This window comes from Micromonospora sp. WMMD734 (assembly GCF_049178975.1).
Lineage (GTDB): Bacteria > Actinomycetota > Actinomycetes > Mycobacteriales > Micromonosporaceae > Micromonospora > Micromonospora wenchangensis.
In genome coordinates this window covers 2,733,359-2,758,016 of the sequence record NZ_JBMHMK010000001.1, presented here as the reverse complement: position 1 = coordinate 2,758,016, position 24,658 = coordinate 2,733,359, and the positions used below count along the sequence as shown (strand labels likewise).

At 74.2% G+C, this 24,658-nt stretch carries 22 protein-coding genes; 15 read left to right on the top strand and 7 right to left on the bottom strand.

Annotated features, from left to right (window positions below):
• The first annotated feature begins 165 nt into the window (after window positions 1-165).
• Window positions 166-1,560, top strand: coding sequence for a PQQ-binding-like beta-propeller repeat protein (locus tag ACN267_RS11740; protein WP_421488634.1), 1,395 nt, complete (start codon window positions 166-168; stop codon window positions 1,558-1,560).
• A gap of 15 nt (window positions 1,561-1,575) precedes the next feature.
• On the opposite strand, the gene ACN267_RS11735 is transcribed toward ACN267_RS11740, so the two are convergent.
• Entirely contained in the window at window positions 1,576-2,103 is a 528-nt protein-coding gene (locus ACN267_RS11735) for a PepSY domain-containing protein (protein WP_421488633.1), read from the bottom strand.
• A gap of 76 nt (window positions 2,104-2,179) precedes the next feature.
• Window positions 2,180-3,481 (bottom strand): sensor histidine kinase, encoded by a 1,302-nt coding sequence (locus tag ACN267_RS11730; protein WP_281898390.1) that lies wholly within the window; start codon window positions 3,479-3,481, stop codon window positions 2,180-2,182.
• 135 nt (window positions 3,482-3,616) lie between these two features.
• On the opposite strand from ACN267_RS11730, the gene ACN267_RS11725 reads away from it, so the two are divergent.
• The 3 genes from ACN267_RS11725 to ACN267_RS11715 all read left to right on the top strand — a co-directional run bounded on the left by ACN267_RS11725 (window position 3,617) and on the right by ACN267_RS11715 (window position 8,511).
• The gene (locus ACN267_RS11725) at window positions 3,617-4,075 is read left to right on the top strand and encodes a septum formation initiator (protein ID WP_204960984.1); all 459 of its coding nucleotides are present in this window, start codon (window positions 3,617-3,619) and stop codon (window positions 4,073-4,075) included.
• Between the two features lie 129 nt (window positions 4,076-4,204).
• Complete coding sequence (locus ACN267_RS11720) at window positions 4,205-7,963, top strand: helix-turn-helix domain-containing protein (protein WP_421488632.1); 3,759 nt, start codon at window positions 4,205-4,207, stop codon at window positions 7,961-7,963.
• A 134-nt stretch (window positions 7,964-8,097) separates the two neighbouring features.
• Window positions 8,098-8,511: an SH3 domain-containing protein gene (locus ACN267_RS11715; protein ID WP_421488631.1), complete on the top strand. Its 414-nt coding sequence runs from the start codon at window positions 8,098-8,100 to the stop codon at window positions 8,509-8,511.
• Window positions 8,512-8,568: 57 nt separating this feature from the next.
• Here ACN267_RS11715 and ACN267_RS11710 read toward each other — a convergent pair whose 3' ends face one another.
• Both ACN267_RS11710 and ACN267_RS11705 read right to left on the bottom strand, forming a co-directional pair.
• Window positions 8,569-9,672 (bottom strand): sensor histidine kinase, encoded by a 1,104-nt coding sequence (locus tag ACN267_RS11710; RefSeq protein ID WP_421488630.1) that lies wholly within the window; start codon window positions 9,670-9,672, stop codon window positions 8,569-8,571.
• A complete protein-coding gene (locus ACN267_RS11705) occupies window positions 9,669-10,328 on the bottom strand; it encodes a response regulator transcription factor (protein ID WP_421488629.1) in 660 nt (219 codons plus the stop codon). The genes ACN267_RS11710 and ACN267_RS11705 overlap by 4 nt, the downstream gene beginning before the upstream one ends.
• A gap of 185 nt (window positions 10,329-10,513) precedes the next feature.
• On the opposite strand from ACN267_RS11705, the gene ACN267_RS11700 reads away from it, so the two are divergent.
• Window positions 10,514-11,362: a S1 family peptidase gene (locus ACN267_RS11700; protein WP_421488628.1), complete on the top strand. Its 849-nt coding sequence runs from the start codon at window positions 10,514-10,516 to the stop codon at window positions 11,360-11,362.
• A gap of 91 nt (window positions 11,363-11,453) precedes the next feature.
• On the opposite strand, the gene ACN267_RS11695 is transcribed toward ACN267_RS11700, so the two are convergent.
• Window positions 11,454-12,959 carry an endo-1,4-beta-xylanase gene (locus tag ACN267_RS11695; protein WP_421488627.1) on the bottom strand — a complete coding sequence of 502 codons (1,506 nt, stop codon included), beginning with the start codon at window positions 12,957-12,959 and terminating at the stop codon, window positions 11,454-11,456.
• Window positions 12,960-13,482: 523 nt separating this feature from the next.
• Between ACN267_RS11695 and ACN267_RS11690 the strand changes: the two genes are divergently transcribed.
• The 5 genes from ACN267_RS11690 to ACN267_RS11670 all read left to right on the top strand — a co-directional run bounded on the left by ACN267_RS11690 (window position 13,483) and on the right by ACN267_RS11670 (window position 19,161).
• Window positions 13,483-14,958: an FAD-dependent monooxygenase gene (locus ACN267_RS11690; RefSeq protein WP_421490413.1), complete on the top strand. Its 1,476-nt coding sequence runs from the start codon at window positions 13,483-13,485 to the stop codon at window positions 14,956-14,958.
• Window positions 14,959-15,090: 132 nt separating this feature from the next.
• Entirely contained in the window at window positions 15,091-16,671 is a 1,581-nt protein-coding gene (locus ACN267_RS11685) for a phenylacetate--CoA ligase family protein (RefSeq protein ID WP_421488626.1), read from the top strand.
• Window positions 16,672-16,673: 2 nt separating this feature from the next.
• Complete coding sequence (locus ACN267_RS11680) at window positions 16,674-17,114, top strand: DUF4188 domain-containing protein (RefSeq protein WP_204961001.1); 441 nt, start codon at window positions 16,674-16,676, stop codon at window positions 17,112-17,114.
• Window positions 17,111-18,199, top strand: coding sequence for a GNAT family N-acetyltransferase (locus ACN267_RS11675; protein WP_281898359.1), 1,089 nt, complete (start codon window positions 17,111-17,113; stop codon window positions 18,197-18,199). Before ACN267_RS11680 ends, ACN267_RS11675 begins: the two co-directional genes overlap by 4 nt.
• A complete protein-coding gene (locus tag ACN267_RS11670; RefSeq protein ID WP_281898357.1) occupies window positions 18,199-19,161 on the top strand; it encodes a nitroreductase in 963 nt (320 codons plus the stop codon). Before ACN267_RS11675 ends, ACN267_RS11670 begins: the two co-directional genes overlap by 1 nt.
• 60 nt (window positions 19,162-19,221) lie before the next feature.
• Here ACN267_RS11670 and ACN267_RS11665 read toward each other — a convergent pair whose 3' ends face one another.
• Complete coding sequence (locus tag ACN267_RS11665; protein WP_421488625.1) at window positions 19,222-20,016, bottom strand: class I SAM-dependent methyltransferase; 795 nt, start codon at window positions 20,014-20,016, stop codon at window positions 19,222-19,224.
• A 179-nt stretch (window positions 20,017-20,195) separates the two neighbouring features.
• Between ACN267_RS11665 and ACN267_RS11660 the strand changes: the two genes are divergently transcribed.
• Genes ACN267_RS11660 through ACN267_RS11645 form a run of 4 tightly spaced genes read left to right on the top strand, consistent with a single transcriptional unit; the run spans window position 20,196 to window position 23,157 of the window.
• Window positions 20,196-21,239: a Rieske 2Fe-2S domain-containing protein gene (locus ACN267_RS11660; protein WP_421488624.1), complete on the top strand. Its 1,044-nt coding sequence runs from the start codon at window positions 20,196-20,198 to the stop codon at window positions 21,237-21,239.
• Window positions 21,236-21,439 (top strand): hypothetical protein, encoded by a 204-nt coding sequence (locus tag ACN267_RS11655; protein ID WP_204961006.1) that lies wholly within the window; start codon window positions 21,236-21,238, stop codon window positions 21,437-21,439. The genes ACN267_RS11660 and ACN267_RS11655 overlap by 4 nt, the downstream gene beginning before the upstream one ends.
• Window positions 21,436-22,374, top strand: a complete 939-nt coding sequence (locus ACN267_RS11650; protein WP_421488623.1) for a PDR/VanB family oxidoreductase — start codon at window positions 21,436-21,438, stop codon at window positions 22,372-22,374. The genes ACN267_RS11655 and ACN267_RS11650 overlap by 4 nt, the downstream gene beginning before the upstream one ends.
• A gap of 30 nt (window positions 22,375-22,404) precedes the next feature.
• Window positions 22,405-23,157 carry an IclR family transcriptional regulator gene (locus ACN267_RS11645; RefSeq protein ID WP_204961008.1) on the top strand — a complete coding sequence of 251 codons (753 nt, stop codon included), beginning with the start codon at window positions 22,405-22,407 and terminating at the stop codon, window positions 23,155-23,157.
• Window positions 23,158-23,166: 9 nt separating this feature from the next.
• Here the strand turns inward: ACN267_RS11645 and ACN267_RS11640 are convergent, their stop codons facing one another.
• The gene (locus tag ACN267_RS11640) at window positions 23,167-23,631 is read right to left on the bottom strand and encodes a MarR family winged helix-turn-helix transcriptional regulator (protein ID WP_421488622.1); all 465 of its coding nucleotides are present in this window, start codon (window positions 23,629-23,631) and stop codon (window positions 23,167-23,169) included.
• An 82-nt stretch (window positions 23,632-23,713) separates the two neighbouring features.
• Here ACN267_RS11640 and ACN267_RS11635 point away from each other — a divergent pair, with 82 nt between their 5' ends.
• Complete coding sequence (locus tag ACN267_RS11635) at window positions 23,714-24,640, top strand: SDR family NAD(P)-dependent oxidoreductase (RefSeq protein WP_204961010.1); 927 nt, start codon at window positions 23,714-23,716, stop codon at window positions 24,638-24,640.
• Window positions 24,641-24,658 lie beyond the last annotated feature (18 nt).

Below are 24,658 nucleotides of genomic sequence, written 5' to 3'. Positions count from 1 at the left end.
CAGCACACCCACGGGCTTCCTCCGGGTCATCGCGTGCCGCCGGATCGGCGGACGCGTAGCGCAGCCTGTTCCGCGTCCCGTCCCGCCGGCCAGGGGTGGATGTCCCGCGTCGCCGGGACCGGCGGATCGTCCGTCCGGTGGCACGGGATGCGCGCGGGTCCTAGGGTGACGGCTCGACCGTCCACCGAGGGGGAACCCGTGCCGTCGCACCGACCAGCCCGTTGGCGTACCGCCGCCGTCGCCCTGACCCTGGTCGTCGGGCTTCCCGCCTGCGCCGCGCCCCGCCCGCCCCGCTCGCCGACGCCTGTCGAGCAGACCCCCGAGCGGCTGCGCGACGGGCCCGACCCGTCGCCCTCGCCGGGCCCGGCGTCGGCCTGGTCGGTGTCGCTGCGACGGATCGACCATGAGGTGGGGGAGACCGGTCAGCTCATCGTCATCCCCGACGAGCGGGAGCTGCGGGCGGTGGACCGCGGCACGGGGCAGGAGCGGTGGCGGCACCCGCTCGACGGCGGCTACCGGTACGTGATCGCCGACGGGTCCATCGTGGCCGGCGACAACGACGGCGACGGCGTGGAGGTGCTCGACGCGCTCACGGGGGCCACCCGGTGGCGGGCCGACAGCAGTCAGGACGTCGTCGTGCAGGGCACGGTCGTCCACGCCCGGGAATGCGTCGGTGCCGGTACGAAGGCGACCTGCGTGATCATCGGTCGGGAGCTGGAGAGCGGCCGCCAACTGTGGAAACTGCCCTCCGACCGGTTCGCCCGGGTCAGCGACGTGACCCTCGGCGCGCGACTGCCGTACGCGCCGGCCGCCGGCCGGTACGTCGTGGTGCGGCTGAGTACCTCCGCCCGGGCGGCCACCTACACCCCCGTCGCCCCCACCACCGGGCGGGCCGGCACCGGGCGCCTGCCGAACCGGGCCTGGTTCGGCTTCGCCGCCGACGACCTGCTGGTCAGCACCGACCACGACCCGCCCGAGGGGGATGGGCGCTGCACGGTCAGCATCGCCAGCGTCGACGCGCGCACCGGGGCGAAGGGCTGGTCCGGCGCGGTCTACAGCGGGCGTCGGGAGGACGGCGAGTGCGCCAAGCGGCTGGCGCACCCCCGCAGCGGCAGGGAGCTGATCGGGGCCGGGACCCGGCTCGTCGCGGTCACCGCCGACGAGCGACCGCAACTGGTCGACCTGCGCACCGGTCGGACGGTCTGGCAGGGTGCCAACGCGGGCGTGCCGATCGACGGCGACGACCGGTCGGTCCTGGTGCGTGACACCGCCGACTCGGGTGCGCTGGCGTTGCTCGACCTGGCCACCGGTGCCTCCCGCTGGACCGCGCCCGACCCGGCGCTGCCCGGCACGTCGGCGAGCTGGCGGTCGGCGGTGACGGCCGGGCTGGTGGCGGTCAGCGGAGCCGAGGACGAGCGCCCAATGGTGCTCGTGTACGAGGCGGACACGGGCCGGCAACTCGGCCGCTACCCGGGGTGGCTCGCCGGAGCCGGCACGGACTGGGTGGCGGTCAGCCGCTCCGGTGCCGGTGGCCTCACGGTCGACCTGTACACCTTCTGACCGCCACCCGGACGGTCAGTCGTCGTCGCCGTCGTCGTCCTGGTCGTCGGAGTCGTCGTCCTGGTCGTCGTCGTGACCGGACCGGTCGTCGGCGTCCGCCTTCTCCTGCTCGGACTTGACGATGCCGCCGTTGTCCCGGTCGACGTCGATCTCGTGCTCGGTGTCCCCGTTGATGATCTCCACGCTCCAGACCGGGCGGCCCTCCTCCCGCTCCCGCTCGATCTCGGTGATCCGACCGCCACCCGCCTTGGCCAGCGCGATCTCACCGGCCCGCTGCTGGCTCACCGCGTCGTCGGTGGCCGGGGCGGTGCTGCCACCAGGCGTTGCCACGGTCGGGCTGCCACCGGGCGTCTCCGCCGTCGGCGTGCCACCGGGGGTGCCGGCCGTCGGCGTGCCGGTGGGGTCCACCGGGGCCGGAGCGGTGGTGGCGGTGGCGGTGGGGCCGGGGGCCCGTTCCGCGGCGGACACGCCGATCGCCGTGCCGGTGACGGCGAGGACGGCCGCGCCGCCGGCGGCGGCCAGGAGCAGGGATGTGCGCTTCATGGTGCGTACCTCCGGAGTTTCTCGGTTGGTGCGCTCAGCGTGCTCCGGCGGTGGATAGCGGCGCGCTGCGCCGACCCTAAGCTCCGGTTAAGGCCGACCTGGGCGGCCCGAGCCGCAGCGTCACCACCGCGCCGCCCTGCGCACCCGACCCCAGGTCGAGCCGACCGCCACTGGCCTGCGCGGCCCGCCGTGCGATGTCCAGGCCGAGCCCGGTCGAGCCGGCCCGGCTGGCCCCCCGTTGCACCAGGGCGGCCGGTATCCCCGGCCCCGCGTCGCAGACGGTCAGCGCGGCACCGGCCTGCTCCCGGGTCAACCGGACGGTGAAGCCGGTGCCCTCCGGGGTGTGCGCGAAGACGTTGCCCAGCAGCGCGTCCACGGCCGCGGCCAACTCGTCGGCGGGCACCCCGACCGGCAGCGGCCCGGCCGCGAGGTCGAGGTCGACCGTGCGGCCGGTGTCCTCGGCCAGCACCGACCAGAAGGCGACCCGTTCCCCCACGATCGCGGCCGCGTCGGCGCTGACCGCGCCGGGATCACCGTCGGCCGGGTCGCTACGCCAGCGCGCCTGCCGGATCAGGCCGGTCACCGCCCGCTCCAACCCGTCCACGGCCGCCGCCACCCGGGCCGCGTCGTCCGGGTCGCGCAGCGACTCCGCCTCCAGCCGCAACGCCGTCAACGGCGTCCGCAGCCGGTGCGACAGGTCCGCCACCTGCTCACGTTCCTCCCGCAGCAGCACCTGTATCCGGGCGGCCAGGTGGTTGAGCGCACCGGCGACCTCCCGTAGCTCCGGCGGGCCGGCCGGCTCGGCGCGGGCGGTCAGCTCGGCGTTGGCCAGCCGGTGCGAGACCGAGGACAGCTCGGTGATCGGCCGGACCAGGGTGCGGGCCAGCCGGTCGGCCACGGCGAGGCCGAGCAGCACGAGCACGATGCCGAGCGCGGCCAGCACCAGCCAGGCACGGGCCACCCCGGCGGTGACGTCGGCGCGGGGCACCACGGTGCGGATCACGCCGGTGCCGTCGGCCCGGCCCTGCACCGCGATCACGATCTCCCGACCGCCGTCCAGCTCCGCGGTGAGGCTCTGGCCCCGGGCGGCGAGCGCCACCGCCGGGGTACGCGGCTCCTGCGCGCCGAGCACCGTGCCGTCGGGCAGGTAGACGCTGACCGGCCGCCCCGACTCGGCGGTGAGCTGTTCCACGGTCAACCGGATCGTCGCCGTGTCGGCGGTGCCGACCACCGGCACCAACCCCTGCACGTCGGCGGTCGCCCGGACGGTGGCCCGGTCCTCGGCGACGGTGCGCACCAGCAGGGCCAGCGGCACCAGGAAGGCCACCAGGGTCAGGCAGCTGGTCGCCGCGACCAGCAGCGCCAGCCGCCGTCTCATGCATCGTCCCCGATCAGGAGCAGGGTTGCCACCGCTAGGCAGGCTAGCCGGTGCCACCGGCCACGGGCCGGCTCTTAACCTCCGCTTATCCTGCCGCCGGGCCCGGCTTAGCGGCCGGTGGGGCATAGTCGGGGCATGGGTCGCCGTACGCTCCTCGCCACCGCCGGTTGGCTGGCCGCCGCCGTGCTCGCCACCCTGATCGGGGTGGCCGCGATCCGGCTGGTCGGGGAGAGCATCACCGGCACCCCCGGCGGGGTGCGCAGCCAGGCCGAGGTCGAGCGGGCCCTGGCGGCCCCGGAACCGACCCCGGCGACACCGTCGGCCCCGGCGGCGTCCGCGCCGTCGTCCCCGTCCGCGACGCCCGGCCTGCGCCGCAGCTTCTCCACCCCCGGCGGTACGGCGGTCGCCGAGTGCGTGGGGTCCGAGGTGCGGCTGGTTTCCTGGGCCCCGGCGCAGGACTACCGGGTGAAGGACGTGGACCGGGGCCCGGACGACGACGCCGAGGTGACCTTCGCCGGCCCGGCGGGGGAGTTCGAGGTGAACGTGGGCTGCATCGGTGGCGAACCGGTGGCCCGCCCGGGCGAGCGCGACTGAGCTGCGGCTTCCGCACCGACGGGAAACCTGTCGGGTGCCCGCGCGGTCGGCCGAATTGATCACACCCTGTTGATTTTCGATTGCCCAGAGTAATCTCTCCACCCTGTACTGCCAGGGTGGAGAGGGAACATGGTGGAGAACGGTCCCGACCCGGAAGCCATTGACGACCGTTCCAGCTTCGGCCGGCAGCTCACCGCCCTGCGGCTGCTGGCGGGTCTGACGGTTCGCGAGGTGGCGGAGCGCGCCCAGGCGGGTGGCACGCACAGCACGATCGGGGACTGGTTCGCCGGGCGTGGGCTGCCGTCGCTGGCGTCGCAGGACCTCCTGGTACAGGTTCTGACCGCCTGCGGGGTGGACGACCCGCAGGAGCGCGCCCGCTGGCTCGCCGGGTGGCGTCGGGCCCGGGCGACAGCGGTGCGACGGTCCGGAGCGGAACCGTACCGGGGTCTGAGCCCCTACCAGGCCGAGGACGCCGGCTGGTTCTTCGGGCGTACCGCCCTGACCACCGCCCTGCTCGGGCAGTTGGCCGACCTGCCCCCGGGGCGGGCCGTGCTGCTCGCCGTCGGGGTCTCCGGGGCCGGGAAGTCGTCGCTGCTGCGGGCGGGTCTGATCCCCCGGGTCCGGGCCGCCGGGATCGGTCCCGAGCCGGACTGGGAGATCGTGCTGTGCACGCCGGGCGTCGACCCCCTCGCCGGGTTGCACGGTGTCGGGGAGACCGGCGAGGGTCGTCTCCTGATCGTCGTGGACCAGTTCGAGGAACTGTTCACCGTCTGCGTCGACGAGACCCGACGGCGAGCGTTCGTCGATCGGCTGTTCGGGCTGGCGGCCGGGCCGCGGGGCGCGGTGGTGGTGATCGGGCTACGGGCCGACTTCTACGCCGAGGCGCTGCGGTTCCCCGCCCTGTTGGCCACCGCCCGCCACCGGCAGCTGACGATCGGGCCGATGACCGAGGACGAACTCCGCGACGTGATCGTCGAGCCGGCCCGCCGGGCCCGGGCGCAGGTCGAACCGGGACTGGTCGAGGTGCTGCTGCGGGACATCCCGCCCGGCTCCGGCTCGCTGCCGCTGCTGTCCCACGCCCTGCTCGCCACCTGGTCGCGGGGCGGCGGCCGGATGACCATCGGCGACTACCGCCGGATCGGCGGGATCGCCGGTGCCGTCTCCGAGACCGCCGAGTCGGTCTTCGCCTCGCTGACCGGGCCGCAGCAGGAACTGGCCCGTCGCCTGTTCCTGCGGCTGGTGCACGTCGCCCCAGAGACCGCGGACACCCGGCGGCGGGTCACTCCGGCGGAACTGGCCGACCTCGACCACAGCGACGGCGAACTCGCCCAGGTCCTGGAGAAGTACGTCGCACAGCGGCTCATCACCACGGCCACGGACACGGTGGAGATCAGTCACGAGACCCTCGTCTCGGCGTGGCCACGACTGCGAGGTTGGCTGGACAGCAACCGCTCCGGCCTGCTGATCGCCAGGCAGCTGCACGTCACCGCCCTCGCCTGGCAGGCGGACGGACACGATCCGGGGCAGCTCTACCAGGGCAGCCGGCTCGCCGCTGCGCAGGCCTGGGCGGCGTCCGCCGACGCCGACCTCACCGCCCCCGCCGCGGAGTTCCTGGCGGCCTCCCGGCGACACTCGCGACGCCGTGCCCGGCGGGTGACCCAACTCGTCACGACGCTGACCGTGCTGACCGCGCTGACCGTCGTGTTCGCCGGGGTGGCACTCGATCAACGCGCCCACGCCGAGCGGCAACGACGCGAGGCCGTCGGGCAGCGCAACGAGGCGGTCTCACGGTTCATCGCCGGCCGGGCCGACAAGCTGCGTGACAGCGATGTCTCCCTGGCCATGCAGTTGAGCCTCGCCGCCTACCGGACGGCGCCCACTGTCGAGGCCCGGTCCAGCCTCCTCGACGCCTCCACCGTTGCCCGCTCGACCCGGCTGCTCCCGTTCGCCGGGTCCGCCCAGGCGGTCGCGTACAGCCCGGACGGCCGCCTGCTGGCGGCGGGCGGCACCGACCACACCGTTCGGCTGTGGTCCACCCGTCCCGTGGACGCCATGGCGACCACCGGGGGCACCCCGCTGCCCGGGGTCGACGAGGAGATCTTCGGCGTCGCCTTCGATCCTCACGGCAGCACGCTGGCCGCCGGCGGCGCCGGTGGGACCGTGCGGTTGTGGGACGTGCGTGACCCGGGCCGTCCGGTGCCGCTCCAGTCCTTTCCGGACCCGGCCGGTGCCACCGTGTACGCCCTGTCGTTCAGCGCGGACGGCACCGTCCTCGCCGCCGGCACCGCCGACGGACGGGTGCGACGCTGGGCCGTCCCGGCAGCCGCGCAGCCGGTCGAACTGCCGGCCCTGGCCGGGCCCGGCCCCGCCGTGCAGTCCGTCGCGTTCCACCCGGCGCGTCCGCTGCTCGCGGCCGCCGGAGCCGACGGGAACGTGCGGCTGTGGGAGACGTCGGCACGGGGCCGCCCGAGGGCGGTGTGCACCGTTTCGGGCGGCGGCGGGAAGATCCTCAGCGTGGCGTTCAGCCCGGACGGCCACACCCTCGCGGCCGGCAGTGCGGAGAAGACGGTCCGGCTGTTCGAGCTGACCGACGCCCGCTGTCCCCGCCCGGTCGGCACGCCACTGACCGGCCCGAACAGCTGGATCAACGCGGTCGCCTTCAGCCCGGACGGCCGCAGCCTCGCCGCCGGCAGCTCCGACAACACCGTCACGGTCTGGGAGGTCGACGGTGGCCGCAGGGTCGGCGTGCTGCCGCAACCCTCCCCGGTGACCGGGGTGAGCTTCACCCCGGACGGCGAGAGCCTCGCCACCAGCAGCACCGACGGCACGGTCCGGCTCTGGCGGACCCCTCCCGGCCCGGTGCTGACCGGGCCGCAGGACGCCGTCTTCAGCATCGCGTACAGCCCCGACGGCACGCGCCTGGCCGTGGCCAGCCGGGACGAGACCGTCTGGTTCTGGGACGTCAGCCGACCGGACGCGCCGAGACCGCTGGGGCCGCCGCTGCGGTCACCCACCACTGACGCGTTCAGCGGGACGATCGCCTTCGGACCGGGTGGCCGACTACTGGCGGTCGGCACCCGGACCGGCCGGATCCAGGTCTGGGACCTGGCGGGACCCGGACGGCCGGCGCTGGTGCGTACCCTGGTCAGTGGCTCGGCGCTGGTGCAGTCCGTGGCCTTCAGTCCGGACGGCCGGCTCCTCGCCGCAGGCGGTGACGACCACCGGATCACGCTGTGGGACGACGCCGGCCGGCGGGTCGGCGGCACGCAGGTCGGCGCGGCGATCGTGTTGACGGTGGCCTTCAGTCCGGACGGTCGGCTCCTCGCCTCCGCCGGCTCGGACGGTGTCGTCCGGTTGTGGGCGGTGACCGGCGGCGTGGATCCGGTACCGGTCGGCGAGCCACTCACCGGCTTCCACAGCTACGCCTACAGCGTCGCCTTCAGCCCCGACGGCGGCACCCTGGCCGCTGCGAGCGCCGACAGCACCGTGCGGCTCTGGGACGTCACCACGCCGGCCGCCCCGTCGGCGGTCGGCGAACCGCTGACCGGCCCGGCCGGCTACGCGTACATGGTGGCCTTCCGTCCGGACAACCGACAGCTCGCCGTCGCCGCCACCGACGGCACCGTCTGGTTGTGGGACCTCGGCGAGCGGACCAGGCCCACCGCCACGGCCGTGCTGTCCCGCGCCACCGACGCGGTCTACGCGGTGGCGTACAGCCCCGACGGGCGGACGCTCGCCGCCGCCGGCAGCGATCACGTCACCCGGCTCGCCGACACCGACGCCGACCGCGTCTCGGGGTGGGTCTGCGCGACGTCCGGGGCCCCCATCAGCAGGGACGACTGGCGTCGCTACGTGCCAGGCGTCCGATACCAGCCGCCGTGCGTCTGACCAGCCTGTACGGGTCTGTACGGCACCGGTACGGACTTCATCCGGACCGGTCGGCCGCCCTTCCCGGCACCCCGGGCGGCGGAGTCAGCTGGTGGGGCGGGACCACCGCACCGACGCCGATCCAAGGAGACCCGATGAACTTCACCTCCGCGACCAGCCGGACCTCGCCCCGGGCGGGAAGCCGGCTGCGGCGGGCCGCCACCGCCGTCGCCCTGGCCACGGGGACGGCCGCCGCGCTGCTCACCGTCACCACGGCACCGGCACAGGCGAGCTGGTACAACGCGAGCATCGGCAACACCGCGGTGACCCTGCGGGACTGCTACCACCCGACCAAGGCGGCGCAGCCGAGCCAGAGCTGCACGGCCATCAAGACCGTGCCGGCCGGCACCGCCGTGCACATCATCTGCCAGCACTCCGGCCAGACCATCTACGGCGATCCGGTCTGGAACTACATCTCCTACAGCGGCGGGGAGGGGTACGTGGCCGACTACTACACCTACACCGGCTACGCGAACTGGATCCCCGGCGTGGACGTCTGCAACTACTGATCCGTCGCTGCGGCGGGCCGGCCCCGATCCCGGCAGGGTCGGGGCCGGCCCGCCGGCTCAGCCGTCGGCCGTGCCGGTGTCCACGGTCGGGAAGGTGACCTGCACCCGTAGCCCGTCGCGACCGGTGGAGGAGGCGGTGATGATGCCCTCGTGCGCCCGGGTGATCGAGCGGGCGATCGCCAGCCCGAGGCCCGCGCCGCCGCTGTGGTCGATGCGCTTGCCGAACCGGCGGCGGAACGGCTCGAACAGGGCGGCGACCTCGTCCGGGGGGACGTCGTCGCCGGTGTTCTCGACCACCAGCGCCGGGTCGGTGCCCACCCGCACCGTGAGGGTGCCGTCGGGCCGGTTGTACTTCAGGCCGTTCTGCACCAGGTTGACGACCAGCCGTTCCAGCAGCACCTGCTCGCCGACGACCAGCCGGGGGCTCAACTGGCTGACGATCGTGACGCCGCCCTCCTCGGCCCGGCCGCGGTGCGCGTCGAGCACCGTCGCGACGATCCGGTCGAGCCGCAGCGGGACGCGGGTCAGCAGGCCCCGGTCGCTCTCGCTGAGCACCAGCAGCCCCTCGATCAGGCGCTCGTTGCGTTCGTTGGTCTCCAGCAGTTGCGCGGCGAGCAGGGCGAGCTGGTCGTCGGTGAGGGTACGGGCCAGGCCGACCTCGATCAGTGTGCGCTGGACGGCCAGCGGGGTGCGCAGCTCGTGGGACGCGTCGGCGGCGAACCGGCGCTGCGCCTCGTAGCCCACCGCGATCCGGTCCATCATCTCGTCGATGGTGCGGCCGAGGACGGCCAGCTCGTCGCGGCCGGGGCCGGGCCTGAGCCGGTGGCCCAGGTTCTGCGGCCCGACGCCGGCGACCACCGGGGCGAGGTCCCGCAGCGGACGCAGGCACCAGCGCACGGCCGGGTAGGCGGCGGCGAACAGGGCCAGCAGCACGATCGTCACGGCGATCGCCAGGGGGATGCTCGGCCGCCGGAACACCTGGACACAGACGAACGGGGCGTCGTCGCCCGGCGCCCGCAACTCGGGGGTGGCGCACCAGGACGGGCCGAACTCCCGCCACAGTGCGAGCAGCAGGTCGGCGGCCGTCGTCACGAACGGGGCGACGAGCAGGAGCGCCCCGACGACCAGGAGCATCCGCCGGGCCGGTGAGGGCAGGTTCATGCCCCGAGCCGGTAGCCGACCCGGGGCACGGTGTGGATCACCGGCGGGTCACCGAGTTTGCGGCGCAGGGTCATCACGGTGGTCCGTACGGTGTTGGTGAACGGGTCGGTGTTCTCGTCCCACGCCTGTTCCAGCAGGTCCTCGGCGCTGACCACCCGGCCACCGGCGCGCATCAGCACGTGCAGGACGGCGTACTCCTTGGGGGACAGCGACAGCGGCATCCCGTCGCGGGCGGCCGTGTGCCGGGTGACGTCCAGCACGATGCCGTCCTGCTCCAGCACCGGGGGCAGCGCCGGGGTGGAGCGCCGGGACAGCGCCTGCAACCGGGCGACGAGTTCGGCGAAGGCGAACGGCTTGGTCAGGTAGTCGTCCGCGCCCAGGCCGAGACCCTCGACGCGGTGCCGGATGCCGGCGGCGGCGGTCAGCAGCAGCACCCGGGTGCCGGTGGCGGAGCCGGCGATCCACCGGCACACCTCGTCGCCGCTCTGGCCGGGCATGTCCCGGTCGAGCACGGCCACGTCGTAGCGGTTGACGGCGAGCCGTTCCAGGGCGCTGTCGCCGTCGTAGACCACGTCGACGGCCATGGACAGCCGGCGCAGCCCCTCGGCGACCATGTCGGCCAGCACCCGCTCGTCGTCGGCCATCAGCACCCGCACGCCGTCCCCTTCCCGTCGCCTCTCCCGTGCCCGGGACCGCCCGCAAGGCTGGCACCCGGTGCATAAAGAACCGGTAAGGGCGCCGCTGACGCCGCCCGGACGGCCGGGGTCGCAGCATCGCTGCGTTCCTGCTCCCGTACGTACAGGCTGGTGAACCCGTGCTCCGACTCGCCACACAGTGTGTCATGGTCGCCGTGGCGGCCACGGCGGTTGCCGTCGCTCCCGTCGCGCCCCGCCCGGCGTCGGCGATCGCCCACGGCGAGGACGCGGCCGACGGCGCGTACCGGTTCACCGCCCGGCTGACCATGACCGGCCTGCCGGTGGACGGCGGCGGCACCCGGGACAGTTGGTGTTCCGGCGCGCTGGTCGCCCCGCGGTGGGTGATCACCGCCGGCCACTGCTTCCGTACCCCGGACGGCCGGCGGGTCAGCCGGACGGTGGCCGAGCGGACGAGTGTCACGGTGGGGCGGACGGACCTCGGCGGCCGGGACGGCTACCAGGCCGACGTGGTCGCGGTCCGGCAGGCGGACGACGCGGACGTGGCCCTGGTCGAACTCGACACCGCGATCACCGGTGTGCCGCCGCTGGGGCTCGCCGACGTGCCGCCGGTGCCGGGTGAGGTGCTGCGGCTGACCGGGTACGGGCTGACCGCCGCCGACGCCGTCGCGCCGACGGACCGGCTCCAGACCGGTGAGTTCACCGTCGGTCGGGTCGGTGCCGCCCTCGTCGAGACCTCCGGCCGGCGGCCCCGGGCGGACACCAGCCCGTGTCCGCACGACTCCGGCGGCCCGTACTTCCGGGAGCGCCCCGACGGTTCGGCCGTCCTGGTGGCCGTGGTCAGCACCGGGCCGGGATGTCCCCATCCGGGCCCCGACTTCAGTGCCCGCACCGACGTGCTCGGGGAGTGGATCGCCGACACGGTCGACCCGTCGCCGGGGCCGGCCCGGTGGCTGTCGGCCGGGGTCGGCGCGGGGATGGTGCTGCTGTCGGTGGCCCTGGTGGCGGTGCGCCGTCGCCGGGCCGGGCGTGGCTGACCGGTCCGTGGCGGAGGGGAGCGGCCCCGTGGCCGGTCCCCTCGGAGCTGTCCGGGACGGACGGCGTGCGCCCGTCCCGGACAGACGGCGCTCAGGAGGCGGTGCAGACCGGGGTCAGGCCGCCTGCGGCCCCGGTGCCCTGGAAACCGAACTCGGTGTACTGGCCGGCGGCGACCGAGCCGTTGTAGTTGACGTTGCTGAACTGGATGCTGCCGCTGGTGCCGGTGCGGTTGGCGTTCCACACGCCGGTGACCGCGGCGCCCGACGGCAGGGTGAGCTGGACGTTCCAGCCCTGGATCGGCGCGCTGCCGGCGGTGACCCGGACGGTGGCGACGAAGCCGCCGGTCCACGAGTTCAACGACACCGTGGCCGTGCAGCCGCCCGTCGGCGGCGGCGTGGTCGGCGGGGGAGTCGTCGGCGGTGGGGTGGTGGGCGGCGGCGTGGTGGGCGGTGGGGTCGTCGGCGGCGGCGTGGTCGGCGGGGGAGTCGTCGGCGGCGGCGTGGTGGTCGGCGGGGTGGTGGTCCGGCCCTTGTTCAGCTCGTCGAGGACGGCGTAGTACGCGGCCTTCTTCTGGTAGTTGCCGTTGCCGCCGGTGAACAGCAGGCCCCGCTCGGAGGAACGCCACGACTCGCTGTCGGAGATGCCCCAGACGGTGATGCCGGTGCACTTCGCGACGTTCAGGCAGGCCCGGACGACCTTGCGGTAGTTGTCCGCCTGGCCGGTGCCGATGTCGTTGTTGCTCAGGTCGTCGTCGATGTCGACCTCGGACAGGTGCACCTCGACGCCGAGGTCGGCGAAGCGCTGGATGTTGGCCTGGAGGTCGTTGCTGATGATGCTGTTCGGGTTGTCGTTGAAGTGCGACTGGAACCCGACGCAGTCGATGTACTGGCGGTAGGTCCGCACGATGTCGTACAGCGCGTTGGCCTTGCGGTTGGGGCCACCGCCCTGGACGGTCAGCCCCTCGACGTCGTAGTCGTTGATGCAGAGCTTGGTGGAGTAGCCGCCGGCCTGCACGACCTGCTTGGCCCGGATGAACGAGTCCCGGATGACGTCGGTGTCCCCGGCGTCGAAGAAGTCGCCGTCGCCGTTGGCGTCCCGGTTCATGGTGTGCGGCCACTGGTTGCGGCGGCGGCCGGTGTTGTTGTCCTCCAGCGCCTCGTTGACCACGTCCCAGTAGGCGATCTTGCTGCCCCAGCGGTTGATGGCGTTGCCGATGAAGGTGTTCAGCGTGGCCTGGCTGGCGCCCTGGAGCGCGCCGGCCTGCGAGTGCCACACCAGGGTGTGCCCCCGGACCAGCATGCCGTTGCTCTGCGCGTGGTTGACCAGTTGATCCGCGCCGCTGGTGTTCTGCAACCCACCGCTCGACGTGGCGATCCGGTCGGGCTTCATGTCGTTCTCGGGGGTCAGCTGGCCGAATTCCTGGGCAAGGATCGGGTACAGCCGGTTCGGTGAGGACGCGGTGCCGAAGAACAGGCCGGCTTTGGCCGCTGCGGCCCGCAGCGTGGTCTCGGCGGCGGCGGCCGGGGTGCCGGACTGGACCGCCACCGCGCCGCCGACCAGCAGCAACACCGCCGCCGGTAAGGCTGTTCTGCTCACTATCCTGCGTCGCCTCAGGCTGCTGCCCACGGAACCTCCTCGCTACATGACGTCAATAATTGATGAATGTGTATGCCCATCGAAGGGTCAGTATCGATACCGCCCGACCGCACTGTCAACAACTTTCGGAAATGTTCCGGAAACCTCTGTGGGTGTGCTGAGCTGGTGGAAGTCAGATTCTCGCAGGTGGACACGCCGGGACGTGGGGGCGCCCGAAGGGCCACGCGTGGCTGCCTCCACCGTGCGCCGGGCGGACGCCGAAACATTCGAAATCCGGTCCGGCGGTGGCCGGACGGCCGGAAAAACGCTGGACAGGCCGCCGGCCGGTGGATAGGTTGCCGCTGCCCGTGACACCGCCCGAGGAGGTGAGACCCATGAACGCCGTACCCACGTGGGTGCTCCCCCTGAACGTCGCGGTCGGGCGACCGACGTAACCGTCGCCCGGGAGCGCCCGCCCACCAGGCTCTCCCGAAAGGCGCTTCCCGTGCACCAGTCGCAGTTCGCCACCACCCCGCCCACCGCCGTGGCCGGGCCCGCACCAGGGTTCCCGCCCCCTGCCGGCCGGCCACCCCACGACGCCGACGTGGTCATCGTCGGCTGCGGCCCGACCGGGGCGATGCTCGCCGCCGAACTACGGCTGCACGACGTGCGGGTCCTCGTCCTGGAACGGGAGACCGAGCCCACCTCGATGGTGCGGATCGTCGGCCTGCACGTGCGCACCATCGAACTGATGGCGATGCGCGGACTGCTCGACCGCCTGCACGAACACGGCCGGCGACGACCCGCCGCCGGCTTCTTCGCCGCCATCGCCGCGCCCCCGCCCCCCGGTCTGGACACCGCCCACCCCTACCTGCTGGGCATCCCGCAGCCGGTCGTCGTGCGGCTGCTCGAAGAGCACGCGACCGGCCTCGGGGCGCAGGTCCGCCACGGCACGCCGGTGGTGGGCCTCGACCAGGACGACACGGGGGTGGGCGTCACGCTGGCCGACGGGCACCGGCTGCGGGCCCGCCACCTCGTCGGCTGCGACGGCGGCCGCAGCACCGTGCGCAAGCTGCTCGGCGTCGGCTTCCCCGGCGAACCCGCGCGGACCGAGACGCTGATGGGGGAGATGGCGGTCGGCGTGTCGCCCGAGGAGATCGCGGCCACGCTGGCCGGGCTCGGCAAGCTCGACAGACGGTTCAGCCTGACCCCCTTCGGCGACGGCGGCTGCCGCGTCGTCGTCCCCGCCGCCGGGGTCACCGACCGGGCCGTGCCGCCCACCATCGACGAGGTCCGGCAGCGGTTACGCGCCGTCGCCGGCACCGACTTCGGGGTGCACTCCCCACGCTGGCTGTCCCGCTTCGGCGACGCCACCCGGCTCGCCGACGCCTACCGGGTGGGACGGGTGCTGCTGGCCGGCGACGCGGCGCACATCCATCCGCCCATCGGCGGGCAGGGGCTCAACCTCGGTGTGCAGGACGCGGTCAACCTCGGCTGGAAACTGGCCGCCCAGGTCCGGGGCTGGGCGCCGGCCGCCCTGCTGGACACCTACCAGGCCGAACGACGCCCGGTCGCCGCGGACGTGCTGGACAACACCCGCGCCCAGACCGAACTGCTCTCCGAAGGACCGGGCGCGCAGGCCGTACGCCGGCTGCTCACCGAACTGATGGCCATCGACGCGGTGAACCGCCACCTGACCGAGAAGATCACCGCGATCGGCGTCCGCTACGACCTCGGCCCGGGACCCGACCTGCTCGGCCGGCGGCTACGCGACCTCGACCTGCGCCAGGGTCGCCTCTACGACCGGCTGCGCCACGGCCGGGGTTTGCTGCTGGACCGCACCGGCCGGCTCGGCGTCGCCGGCTGGGCCGACCGGGTCGACCACCTCGCCGACCCCACGGCGGCCCTGGACGCCCCGGGCGTCCTGCTGCGCCCCGACGGCCACGTCGCCTGGCTCGGCGACGACCAGACCGACCTGGACGACCACCTGACCCGCTGGTTCGGCCGACCCAGGGGCTGACCCCGGCCGGCCCGCTCGTGCCAGGAACACCCGGCACGAGCGGGCCGGGGCGGCCGACCGAGTAGGAATACTCAGGTACCCACCGCATCCGGCCTCAGGACCCGGCGCGACAGCCGGGACAGAGTGGTCGGCATGGCCGAACTACCACACCGACCCGTCGCCCTGCGTACCGTCGAATCGCCGTTGCCGGCCGTGGTGGCGCACGGCCGGCAGGTCGGCCTGGGGGCCCTCGGCCGCGCGGTGGCCGCGCTGGGCCGGCTCGCTGCCCGGCACCCCGCCGGCTGGCGCTGGACGGCCCGACGGCACCACCCGGCCCTGGACGCGCTGGCCGCCGCGCACGCCCGGGCGGTGTGCGCGCGGGCCGCCCGGCAGGTCCCCGCCTACCGTGACTTCCTGCGCGCCCACCCGACGGGCGTGCGCCGCCGGCTCACCGACTTCCCCGAAACCGACAAGCGCAGCTACGTGCTGGCGCACGACGTCGCCGCCCGGTGCCGGCACGGCCGGCTGCCCAGCCGGGGGGTCATCGTCGACGAGTCGGCGGGCTCGGCCGGACAACCGTTCAACTGGCCGCGCGGCGAACGGGAACTGCACGCGGTGCACCGCGACATCACCGGCTACACCGGACTGGTCTTCCCGATGCGCCGACCGTTCGTCATCAACGCCTACTCGATGGGGGCCTGGGCGACCGGGACGACCACCGGCGCGGCGATGGCGCGCATCGCGGTGGTGAAGAACACCGGCCCCGACCTCGGGAAGATCATCGACACCCTGCGGGAGTTCGGTCCCGACTTCGACTACCTGGTGACCGCCTACCCGCCGTTTCTCAAGCACCTGCGCGACCGGCTCGACGCCGAGGGCTTCCCCTGGACGCGGTACCGTGTCGCGGCCAGCTGCGGCGGGGAGGCGATGACCGAGGCGCTGCGCGACTACCTGGAGCAACGCTTCACCCTCGTCCGGTCGGCGTACGGGGCGTCGGACCTGAGCATCGGCATCGGCGCGGAGACCCGGTTCACGGTGTGGCTGCGCCGGCGGTTGCAGACCGACAGGGGGCTGCGCGACGCCCTGCTCGGCGCGGGCGAGCAACGGCTGCCGATGGTGTTCCAGTACAACCCGTTCGCCACCTACCTGGAGACCAACCAGCGACGGGAACTGCTCTGCACGATCACCGGCGGGGACGTGCTCCAGCCCCGGCTGCGGTACAACGTCGGGGACGAGGCGCTGCTCGTGTCATACCAGCGGGCCGTCGACCTGGTCTGCGCCGACCCGGTACGCCGGGCCGAACTGCGTACCGCGCTCGCCGCCGAGCGGATGACCCTGCCGCTGCTGCTGCTCTTCGGCCGCAGCGACTCCACCATCTCCTACCTCGGCGCGAACCTCTACCCGCAGGATGTCGAGTACGGCCTCTACGTCGGCAACCCGTACGCCGCCGAGATCAGCCGGTTCTGCCTGGCCCTGGTCGAGGACGCGACGCTGGAGAGCCGACCGGTGATCCACCTCGAACTGCGCCGCCCGTTGACCGCCCCGCAACGCGCCGCGCTCGCCGACGCGTGCCGCCTCGGCGTCCGCCGCCACCTGACCTCGGTCTCCCGCGACTTCGCCCAGTCCCTGGTGGAGGACGCCACCGCCGGTGACCTGCGGGTCGAGCTGCACGCTCCCGGCACCGGCCCGTTCGCCGGGCAACAGAAGATCAAGAACAGCTACCTGGTGAGGTGACCATGCGTACCCGTGACTTCTCCCGCGCCCCCGCGCAGGCCCGCGCCGGCGCGATGTTCATCGGCGGCACCCGCTACACCAACCCGCTGGTGCTGCTGCGGCTGGCCCCCTCCTGGTTCCGGATGCTGCGCGACATGCGCCGGATGAACGGCTACTGCTGGCACACCGTCTACTGGCAGTTCCCGCTGACCCTCGGCACCATCGCGTTCTTCACCGACCGCGACGCGATGCTGCGCTTCGCCCGTACCCGGCACCACCGCCGGCTGATGGTCTGGCTGACCGACGGCACCCGCAACGCCACCGCCGGCTTCATCCGGCTCTACACCGCCAGCCCCGACGGCTACTCCAACGGCACCTGGCGGGCCGAGGACCCCGAGATGGGGCACATCGAGACCTTCACCCCGCTGGGCGCGGAGACGACCGGGCCGGCGGTACGCCGATGAGCTCCGCCCGGCACCGGTTCACCCGGGTCACCGACCGGCGTGGCCTGCGGCAGTTCCTGGCCTTCGGCGACCGCCTCTACGCCGGTGAACCCCGGCACGTGCCCATCCCGCGCCAGCAGATCCGCCGCTGGTGGCGCGACGGCGTACCGCTGTACCTGCTGCGCGACGCCACCGGCACGGTCGTCGGCCGGACCACCCTGCACACCGACGCGGACTTCGACGCCAAGCTGGGCCGCCGGTGCCAGCTCTTCGGACTCACCGAGTTCACCGAGCCGGCGGCGCAGCCGCTGTTCGACGCGATCGCCGCGCACGCCGACGCCGACCGGGACCTGCTGTTCGGCCCGGTGGCGCTGCTGCCCAACCAGGCCGGCGGCGTGATCACCTCCGGGCACGCCGAGCGGGGTTTCGTCGACAGCGCCTGGAACCCGCCGTGGTACCCGACCGCCTACGAGGCGTACGGGTTCGTCCGCCGGTTCGAGGCCGACACCTGGATCTGCCCCGTGCCAGCCCCACCGGAGCCGGTCCCGGCAGAGCACGTCGACCCGGACGGCGCCCGGATCGCGCTGCACCGGGGCGACGTACGCCACCTCGACGAGCAGCTCGACCTGCTGCGCGGGATGCTCAACGCCTCCTTCGCCCAGCTCGGCTACTACACCCCGATCTCCGCCGCGCAGCTACGGCGGCAGACCGACGGGCTGGCGTACCTGCTGGACGAGTCGCTGCTGCTCTACCTGACCCGCGACGGCGAGCCGGTCGCGTTCGTGCTCTGCGTGCCCGACATCAGCGAGTTCCTGATCGCCGTCCGGGGTGACCTGCACCCGCTCAACCAGGCCCGGTTGCTGGCCACCCGCCGCCGCTACCGTCGGGAGGCGGTGCTGATCGTCAAGGGGGTGCTCCCGCAGCACCAGGGACGCGGCTACCAGCGGCTGCTCTCCGCCCACCTGCACCGCAACCTGTACACCGGCGGCTACACCACGCTGCGCAGCACCTACGTCGAACGGGACAACGCCGCCTCGGCCGCCCAGTACCGCCGCCTCGGCGGTCGCCCGCTACACGGCTACACCTTCTACGCCAGGGAGCGCTAGTGGACCACGACGCGTTCCGCGCCCTCGAACCGTGGTGCTGGCGGGCCCCGAGCGCGCACAACACCCAACCGTGGCGGCTGCGCTACGAAGCCGACGCGATCCGGATCGGCTGGGAACCCGCCCACACCCTGCCCGTCGGCGACCCCACCGGTCGGGACCTACGGCTGTCCCTCGGCGCGTTCGTGGAGACCTGCCTGATCGTCGCGGCCGACGCCGGCCTGCGGCTGGAGTACGTCGCCGACCACGACGAGCACCACAGCTGGGTGGGGCTGCTGCGCCCCGCGCCCGACCGCTACCCGACCCCGTTCCGCACCACCGACGTGTGGGAACGCCGGACCCACCGGGGCGTCCTCGTCGGGGCGGTGGACGCCGACACCCGTACCGCCCTGGACGCGGTCGCCGGCCCGGCCGGCGGCAGCGTGCGGGCCGTACCGGACGCCGGCCGGCTCGGCGTACTGCTGCGCACCGCCGACCGCCGGCAGTACGCCGACCCGGCGGTCGTCGCGGAACTGCGGCACTGGCTGCGGCTGGACCCGACCCACCCGGGTTACCACGCCGACGGGCTGACCGACAGGTGCCTCGCCCTGTCCCGCCCCGCCGCCGTCGGGCTGCGCGCGGCACTGGCCGGGTACCCGGTGCTGCGCCCGCTGGGCCTGCCGCGCCTGCTCGCCGCCGCCGGCGACCCCCTCGCCCAGGGCGGCACCGTGCTGGTGCTGCTCGCCCCGGACCATCTCGACCACCCAGGGCAGGTCACGTTCGGGCGGGTGCTGCTGCGGGCCTGGTTGACCCTGCACACGGCGGGACTGGCCGCCCACCCGTTGAGCCAGCTCATCGACGTCCCCGCCACCCGGGCGGCGCTCGGTGCGCTGCTCGACGTCGCACCGCATCGGCTGCTGCACGTCACCCGGGTCGGCCGGCCCGTCCGCCCCGCGCCCCGCTCGGCCCGTCGGGTCCGGGCCTGACCGGCGCACCCACGGCCGCCGTCGCCCCGGCCGGTGGCCGGGTGACCCGGGCCGGCTGCGTCAGGCCGGGCCGGGGTGGTCCGGGGCGCGACCGCTGACCTGCACGAAGGGGAAGCCGTTGACGACCACCCGGGGATCGTCGAGGGCGGCCATCGTCGCGGTGAGGTCGGCGTCGGTCATCCCGTGGCTCAGCAGGGCGGCCCGCAGCTGCGGAATGCCGGCCCGCAGCAGCCGGCAGCCCGGGCCGCCGCCACGCCAGCGGCCCGCCGTGGTGCCCGACCGCACATCGGTCAGTCCCGCGTCGGCGAAGACGGCGGGGGCCCGTTGCGCCCACCCCGTGTCGAGGCCCCGGGCGGTCAGCGTCGCCACGTGCGCGGCCAGGTAACGGATCAGCAGGTCGGCGGTTGCCGGGTCGGGCGCGTCGACGACGAAGTCGGCGGACGGGTGGGCGAACTCGCCGATGAGCAGCGCGCCACCGGGCCGCAGCGCGGCGACCATCCGCCGCAGGGCCTCCTCCCGCCGGGGCAGGTGGCCGAGGACCAGCCGGGCGTGCACCAGGTCGAAGGTGCCAGCTGGTTGGTCGGTGACGATGTCCTCGCGACGTACGACGAGGCGGGGGTGCGCCGGGATGTGCTGCGGGGCGATGTCCGTGGCGACCACCTCGGCGGCCCGGTCGGCCAGCCAGAGCGCGATGCTGCCGGCCCCGGCGGCCACCTCCAGGCAGCGTCGGCCGGTCAGCCCGCCGAGTTCCGTGAGCGCGTCCCGGGTCGGCCCGTCCAGCAGGTCGGCCAGCGCGTCGTGGTGGACGGTGGCCTGGTCGCTGGCGTTGTCGAACGCGTACCCCTGGGTGTTCACCTGACCATCGTGCCGCACGATCCGCAGCCGCGGCACCCCGCTCGCGTGGCACCCGGCGTGGTCCCGGCGGCGGTGCCCGGACCCCGGCTTCCACTCGACGGAAGGCCTGCTCCCCGGTGGCGGCCCCGGGCGCGATGATTCACCTCTGTCGATGGTGAGCCGGCTAGGAGGTCGTCCGGATGGAGTTCGCCCGAGACCAGTGGTACGTGGCGGCCCACGGCGTCGAGGTCGGCCGGGACCTGCTCGCCCGTACCGTGCTCGGTGAACCGCTGGTGCTGTACCGCACCGGCGCGGGGGAGGCGGTGGCGCTGGCCGACAGGTGCGTGCACCGGCGCTACCCGCTGTCGCAGAGCCGGCTCGACGGCGACACCGTCGTCTGCGGCTACCACGGCTTCACCTACGACCCCACCGGTGCCTGCGTCTTCGTCCCCGGTCAGCGGCGGATTCCGCGCACCGCGCGGGTCGCGGCGTACCCGGTGGTGGAGCAGGACTCCTTCGTCTGGGTGTGGATCGGCGACCGGGAGCGGGCCGATCCGGCCATGATCCCCCGCGCGCCGTGGCTGGCCGACCCCCGGTACGCGGTGGTCCGTGGCATGGCCCCGCTGGACGCCCGCTACGGCCTGCTGGTGGACAACCTGATGGACCTGTCCCACGAGACCTACCTGCACGGCGGCTACATCGGCACCCCCGAGGTGGCGGACACCCCGATCACCACCGAGGTGGACGAGGACCGGGGCGTGGTGCACGTCAGCCGGCACATGGACGACGCCGAGTGCCCGCCGTTCTACGCCCGCTCGACAGGCATCCAGGGCCGGATCACCCGCTGGCAGGATATCGAGTACCACCCGCCGTGCCTCTACCTGCTGCACAGCCGGATCGCCCCGCAGGGCGTCTACCCGCCAGCGCAGGGGGAGGACAGCGACGCCTTCCACGCCGAGATCGTCTACGCCATCACCCCGTCGACCGCGCACAGCACGTACGACTTCTGGGCGGTGGCCAGGGACTTCGCGGTCGACGACGAGTCGGTCAGCGCGTACCTGCACCAGAGCAACCACACGGTGGTGATGCAGGACGTCGCGGCGCTGAACGTGCTGGAGCGGGTGATCGCGGCCGAACCGGAGCGGTACCAGGAGCTGAGCATGAACATCGACACCGGCGGGTTGGCCGCCCGGCGGCTGCTGGCCCGGCTGGTCGCCCCGGGGACGGTGGGAGCGCCCCGGTGACGCCCGGGGCCGGCGGGGGCCGGGTCTACCGGGTGCACTGGGTGCCGGGCACCGACACCCTGCGGGGCACCTGCCACTGTGGCGCGCAGCGGCTCGCCGAGGAACCGGCCGAGTTGTGGCAGTGGCTGCTCGGGCACCCGCGGGGCCACCGCACCCCGGCGGCGGGCGTCCCGACCGGTCGGCGGGCGGTGCCGGCGTGACCGGGACGGACCTGGTGGTGGTGGCCCGGCAGCCGGTCGCGGACGGGGTGGTCGAGTTCGGCCTGACCCGCCCGGACGGCGGTGAACTGCCCGGCTGGGCGCCCGGCGCGCACGTCGACCTGGAGCTGGGCCCGGGGCTGGTGCGGCAGTACTCGCTCTGCGGCGACCCGGCCGACCGGAGCGTCCTGCGGATCGCGGTGCAGCGGGAGGCGGCGGGACGCGGCGGCTCCCGGGCGGCGCACGAGCGGCTCGCCGTCGGCGGCACGGTCCGGATGCACGGCCTGCGCAACACGTTCCCGCTGGTCGCGGCCCGCCGGTACCTGTTCGTCGCCGGTGGCGTCGGGATCACCCCGATTCTGACGATGGTCGCCGCCGCCGATGCCGCGGACGCCGACTGGCACCTGGCGTACGGCGGGCGGACCCGCGCCACGATGGCGTACGCCGCCGCGCTGCGCGACAGGTACGGCGACCGGGTCGGCCTGTACCCGCAGGACGAGACCGGGTTGCTCGACCTGGCCGGGCTGCTGGCCGGTGCCGGCGACGGCCTGGTCTACTGCTGCGGCCCGGAGGCGCTGGTGCGGGCGGTGGAGGAGCACTGCCGGGATCTGCCGCCCGGCCGGCTGCACGTCGAGCGGTTCGCCCCCCGGGACGCCACAACCGGCCCGGAGACGGCGATCGAGGTGGAACTCGCGCTGTCCGGGCGGACGGTGACCGTGCCGCCGGGGGTGCCGATCCTGCGGGCGGTGCAGGAGGCCGGGGTGCCGGTCCTGTCGTCCTGCGGGGAGGGGACCTGCGGCACCTGCGAGACGCCGGTGCTGGCCGGGGTGCCCGAGCACCGCGACAGCCTGCTGTCCGCGCAGGACCGCGCCGCCGGGGACACCATGTTGATCTGTGTCTCGCGGGCCCGTACCCCCCGGCTCGTCCTGGAACTGTGACCGGCCGGCGCGGGCGGGGAGGATGGTGGGATGCGTGGGCAACCGGGTCGGACGGTGACCAGTCGGGTGCTGGCGCTGCTCGACGCGTTCACCCCGGACGGGCCGGCCCTGACCTTGAGCGAGCTGGCCCGCCGGGCCGGGCTGCCGCTGTCCACCGTGCACCGTCGGGTGGCGGAACTGCTCGCCTGGGGCGCGTTGGAGCGGGGCGACGACGGTCGGTACCGGATCGGCCTGCGGCTGTGGGAGGTGGGTTCGCTCGCGCCGCGGGGCCTGGGGTTGCGTGAGGTGGCCCTGCCGGTGATGGAGGACCTGTACGAGGTGACGCACGAGAACGTGCAGCTCGCCGTCCGCCAGGGGCTCGAACTGGTCTTCATCGAACGGATCGCCGGCCGGCAGGCGGTGCCGGTGCGCACCCGGGTGGGCGGCCGGTTCGCGCTGCACGCCACCGGCGTCGGGCTGGTGCTGCTCGCCCACGCCCCGGCCGAGGTGCAGGAACGGGTGCTGGCCGCGCCGCTGGAGCGCTACACCGCGTTGACGGTCACCGATCCGGGGCGGCTGCGCAGCTGCCTGGCCGAGGTGCGCCGGGTCGGGTACGCGGTCAGCGACCGGCAGGTCACCATGGACGCCCTGTCGGTGGCGGCGCCGGTGCGGGCCCCGGAGGGGGTGGTGGCGGCGCTGTCGCTGGTGGTCGCCCACGACCGGGCGGACCCGGTGGCGTTGGCCCCGCTGGTGCAGGCGGCGGGCCGGGTGCTGTCCCGGGCGTTGGGCAGCACGCCCCGGTGAACCGGGGGTTCAGTCGGGGAAGGCCAGCAGCCGCAGCAACCGGGCCAGCCGCGCCTGGTCCTGCACCGGCACCACGGACAGCGAGTCGATCCCCACGGCGCGGACGGCGTCACGGGCGCGGGCGAACAGGGCCCGGCCGGCGTCGGTGGCGACGAGGACGTTGGCCCGCCGGTCGGCGGGGTCGGCGTGCCGCTCGACGAGGTGCCGCTGTTCCAGCCCGTCGACGAGGGCGACGACCTGGCTGGGGTCGAGCCGCAGGAACTCGGCGAGTTCCCGCTGGGTCGGGCGGACGTCGTCGGCGGCCAGGGCGAGCACCGAGTAGGAGCGGGCCTTCAGGCCATGGGTGGCCAGGGCGGCGTTCGCCGCGGCGAGGGCGAGCGCGTTGGCGCGGGCGAGCAGGAAGCTCAGGTCACCGGCGAGCGCGCTGTCCCGCAGCCGGTCGCTGCCGGTCGACCGGGTCCGTTCGGCGGGCATGGCGACGATGGTAGCAAGCTTCCTAAATAATTGACATTCTCAATGGTTCGTGCTCAGATCGCATCGACGAAAGGGAGTGCCCATGTCACTGGACGGCAAAGTCGCCATCGTCACCGGCTCCGGGCGCGGCCTCGGCCTGGCCTACGCCCGGGAGTTGGCGCGGCGGGGCGCCCGCGTCGTGGTCAACGACATCGACGCCGACGTCACGGCCGAGGCGGTGGCCACGATCGAGGCGTCCGGCGGCCGGGCCGTCGGGGTGACCGCGCCGGTGGGCCCGACCGAGACCGCCAAGGAACTGGTCGACACCGCCCTCGCCGCGTTCGGCCGGCTCGACGCCCTGGTCACCAACGCCGGTGTCCTGCGCGACACCGTGCTGTGGAAGATGAGCGACGACGACTTCGACACCGTGGTCACCGTGCACCTGCGCGGCACCTTCACCACCGTGCGCGAGGCGGTGCGGCACCTGCGGCAGGCCGGCGAGGGCGGCCGGATCATCTGCATCGGCTCGCCCACCGGGCAGCGGGGCACCTTCGGCCAGACCAACTACGCGGCGGCCAAGGCGGGCATCGTCGGGATGGTCCGCACCTGGGCGCTGGAGCTCAGGCGGGCCGGTATCACCGCCAACACCGTCGTCCCGGTCGCCGCGACCGCGATGACCGCCACCGTCCCCTACTTCGCCGCCGCCGTACGCGCCGAGGCAGCCGGCGAGCCGATGCCCGCGTTCTTCCGGCACGACCTCGGCTTCGGCACCGTCGCCGACGTGGCCGGCCTGGTCGCCTTCCTCGCCTCCGACGCGGCGGCCCAGGTGACCGGCCAGGTGATCGGGGTGGGCGGTGACCGCCTGCAGATCTGGACCCACCCGGAGGCGGCGCTGACCGCCTACCGCGAGGGCGGCTGGACCTACGACGCGCTGGTGGAGGCCTGGCCGACGACGTTCGACGGGGCCACGCAGAGCGTCGGCGAACGCTTCCCCGAACTGCCCGCCCAGTTCCAGCCGGCCAACCCCTGACCCGGCCCGCGTCAGCCG

Excerpts from the sequence above, each read along its gene's own strand:
- ACN267_RS11735 (WP_421488633.1), bottom strand. The coding sequence starts at position 2,103 with ATGAAGCGCACATCCCTGCTCCTGGCCGCCGCCGGCGGCGCGGCCGTC.
- ACN267_RS11730 (WP_281898390.1), bottom strand. The coding sequence starts at position 3,481 with ATGAGACGGCGGCTGGCGCTGCTGGTCGCGGCGACCAGCTGCCTGACC.
- ACN267_RS11725 (WP_204960984.1), top strand. The coding sequence starts at position 3,617 with ATGGGTCGCCGTACGCTCCTCGCCACCGCCGGTTGGCTGGCCGCCGCC.
- ACN267_RS11720 (WP_421488632.1), top strand. The coding sequence starts at position 4,205 with ATGGTGGAGAACGGTCCCGACCCGGAAGCCATTGACGACCGTTCCAGC.
- ACN267_RS11715 (WP_421488631.1), top strand. The coding sequence starts at position 8,098 with ATGAACTTCACCTCCGCGACCAGCCGGACCTCGCCCCGGGCGGGAAGC.
- ACN267_RS11710 (WP_421488630.1), bottom strand. The coding sequence starts at position 9,672 with ATGAACCTGCCCTCACCGGCCCGGCGGATGCTCCTGGTCGTCGGGGCG.
- ACN267_RS11700 (WP_421488628.1), top strand. The coding sequence starts at position 10,514 with ATGGTCGCCGTGGCGGCCACGGCGGTTGCCGTCGCTCCCGTCGCGCCC.
- ACN267_RS11685 (WP_421488626.1), top strand. The coding sequence starts at position 15,091 with ATGGCCGAACTACCACACCGACCCGTCGCCCTGCGTACCGTCGAATCG.
- ACN267_RS11680 (WP_204961001.1), top strand. The coding sequence starts at position 16,674 with ATGCGTACCCGTGACTTCTCCCGCGCCCCCGCGCAGGCCCGCGCCGGC.
- ACN267_RS11675 (WP_281898359.1), top strand. The coding sequence starts at position 17,111 with ATGAGCTCCGCCCGGCACCGGTTCACCCGGGTCACCGACCGGCGTGGC.
- ACN267_RS11660 (WP_421488624.1), top strand. The coding sequence starts at position 20,196 with ATGGAGTTCGCCCGAGACCAGTGGTACGTGGCGGCCCACGGCGTCGAG.
- ACN267_RS11645 (WP_204961008.1), top strand. The coding sequence starts at position 22,405 with ATGCGTGGGCAACCGGGTCGGACGGTGACCAGTCGGGTGCTGGCGCTG.
- ACN267_RS11640 (WP_421488622.1), bottom strand. The coding sequence starts at position 23,631 with ATGCCCGCCGAACGGACCCGGTCGACCGGCAGCGACCGGCTGCGGGAC.
- ACN267_RS11635 (WP_204961010.1), top strand. The coding sequence starts at position 23,714 with ATGTCACTGGACGGCAAAGTCGCCATCGTCACCGGCTCCGGGCGCGGC.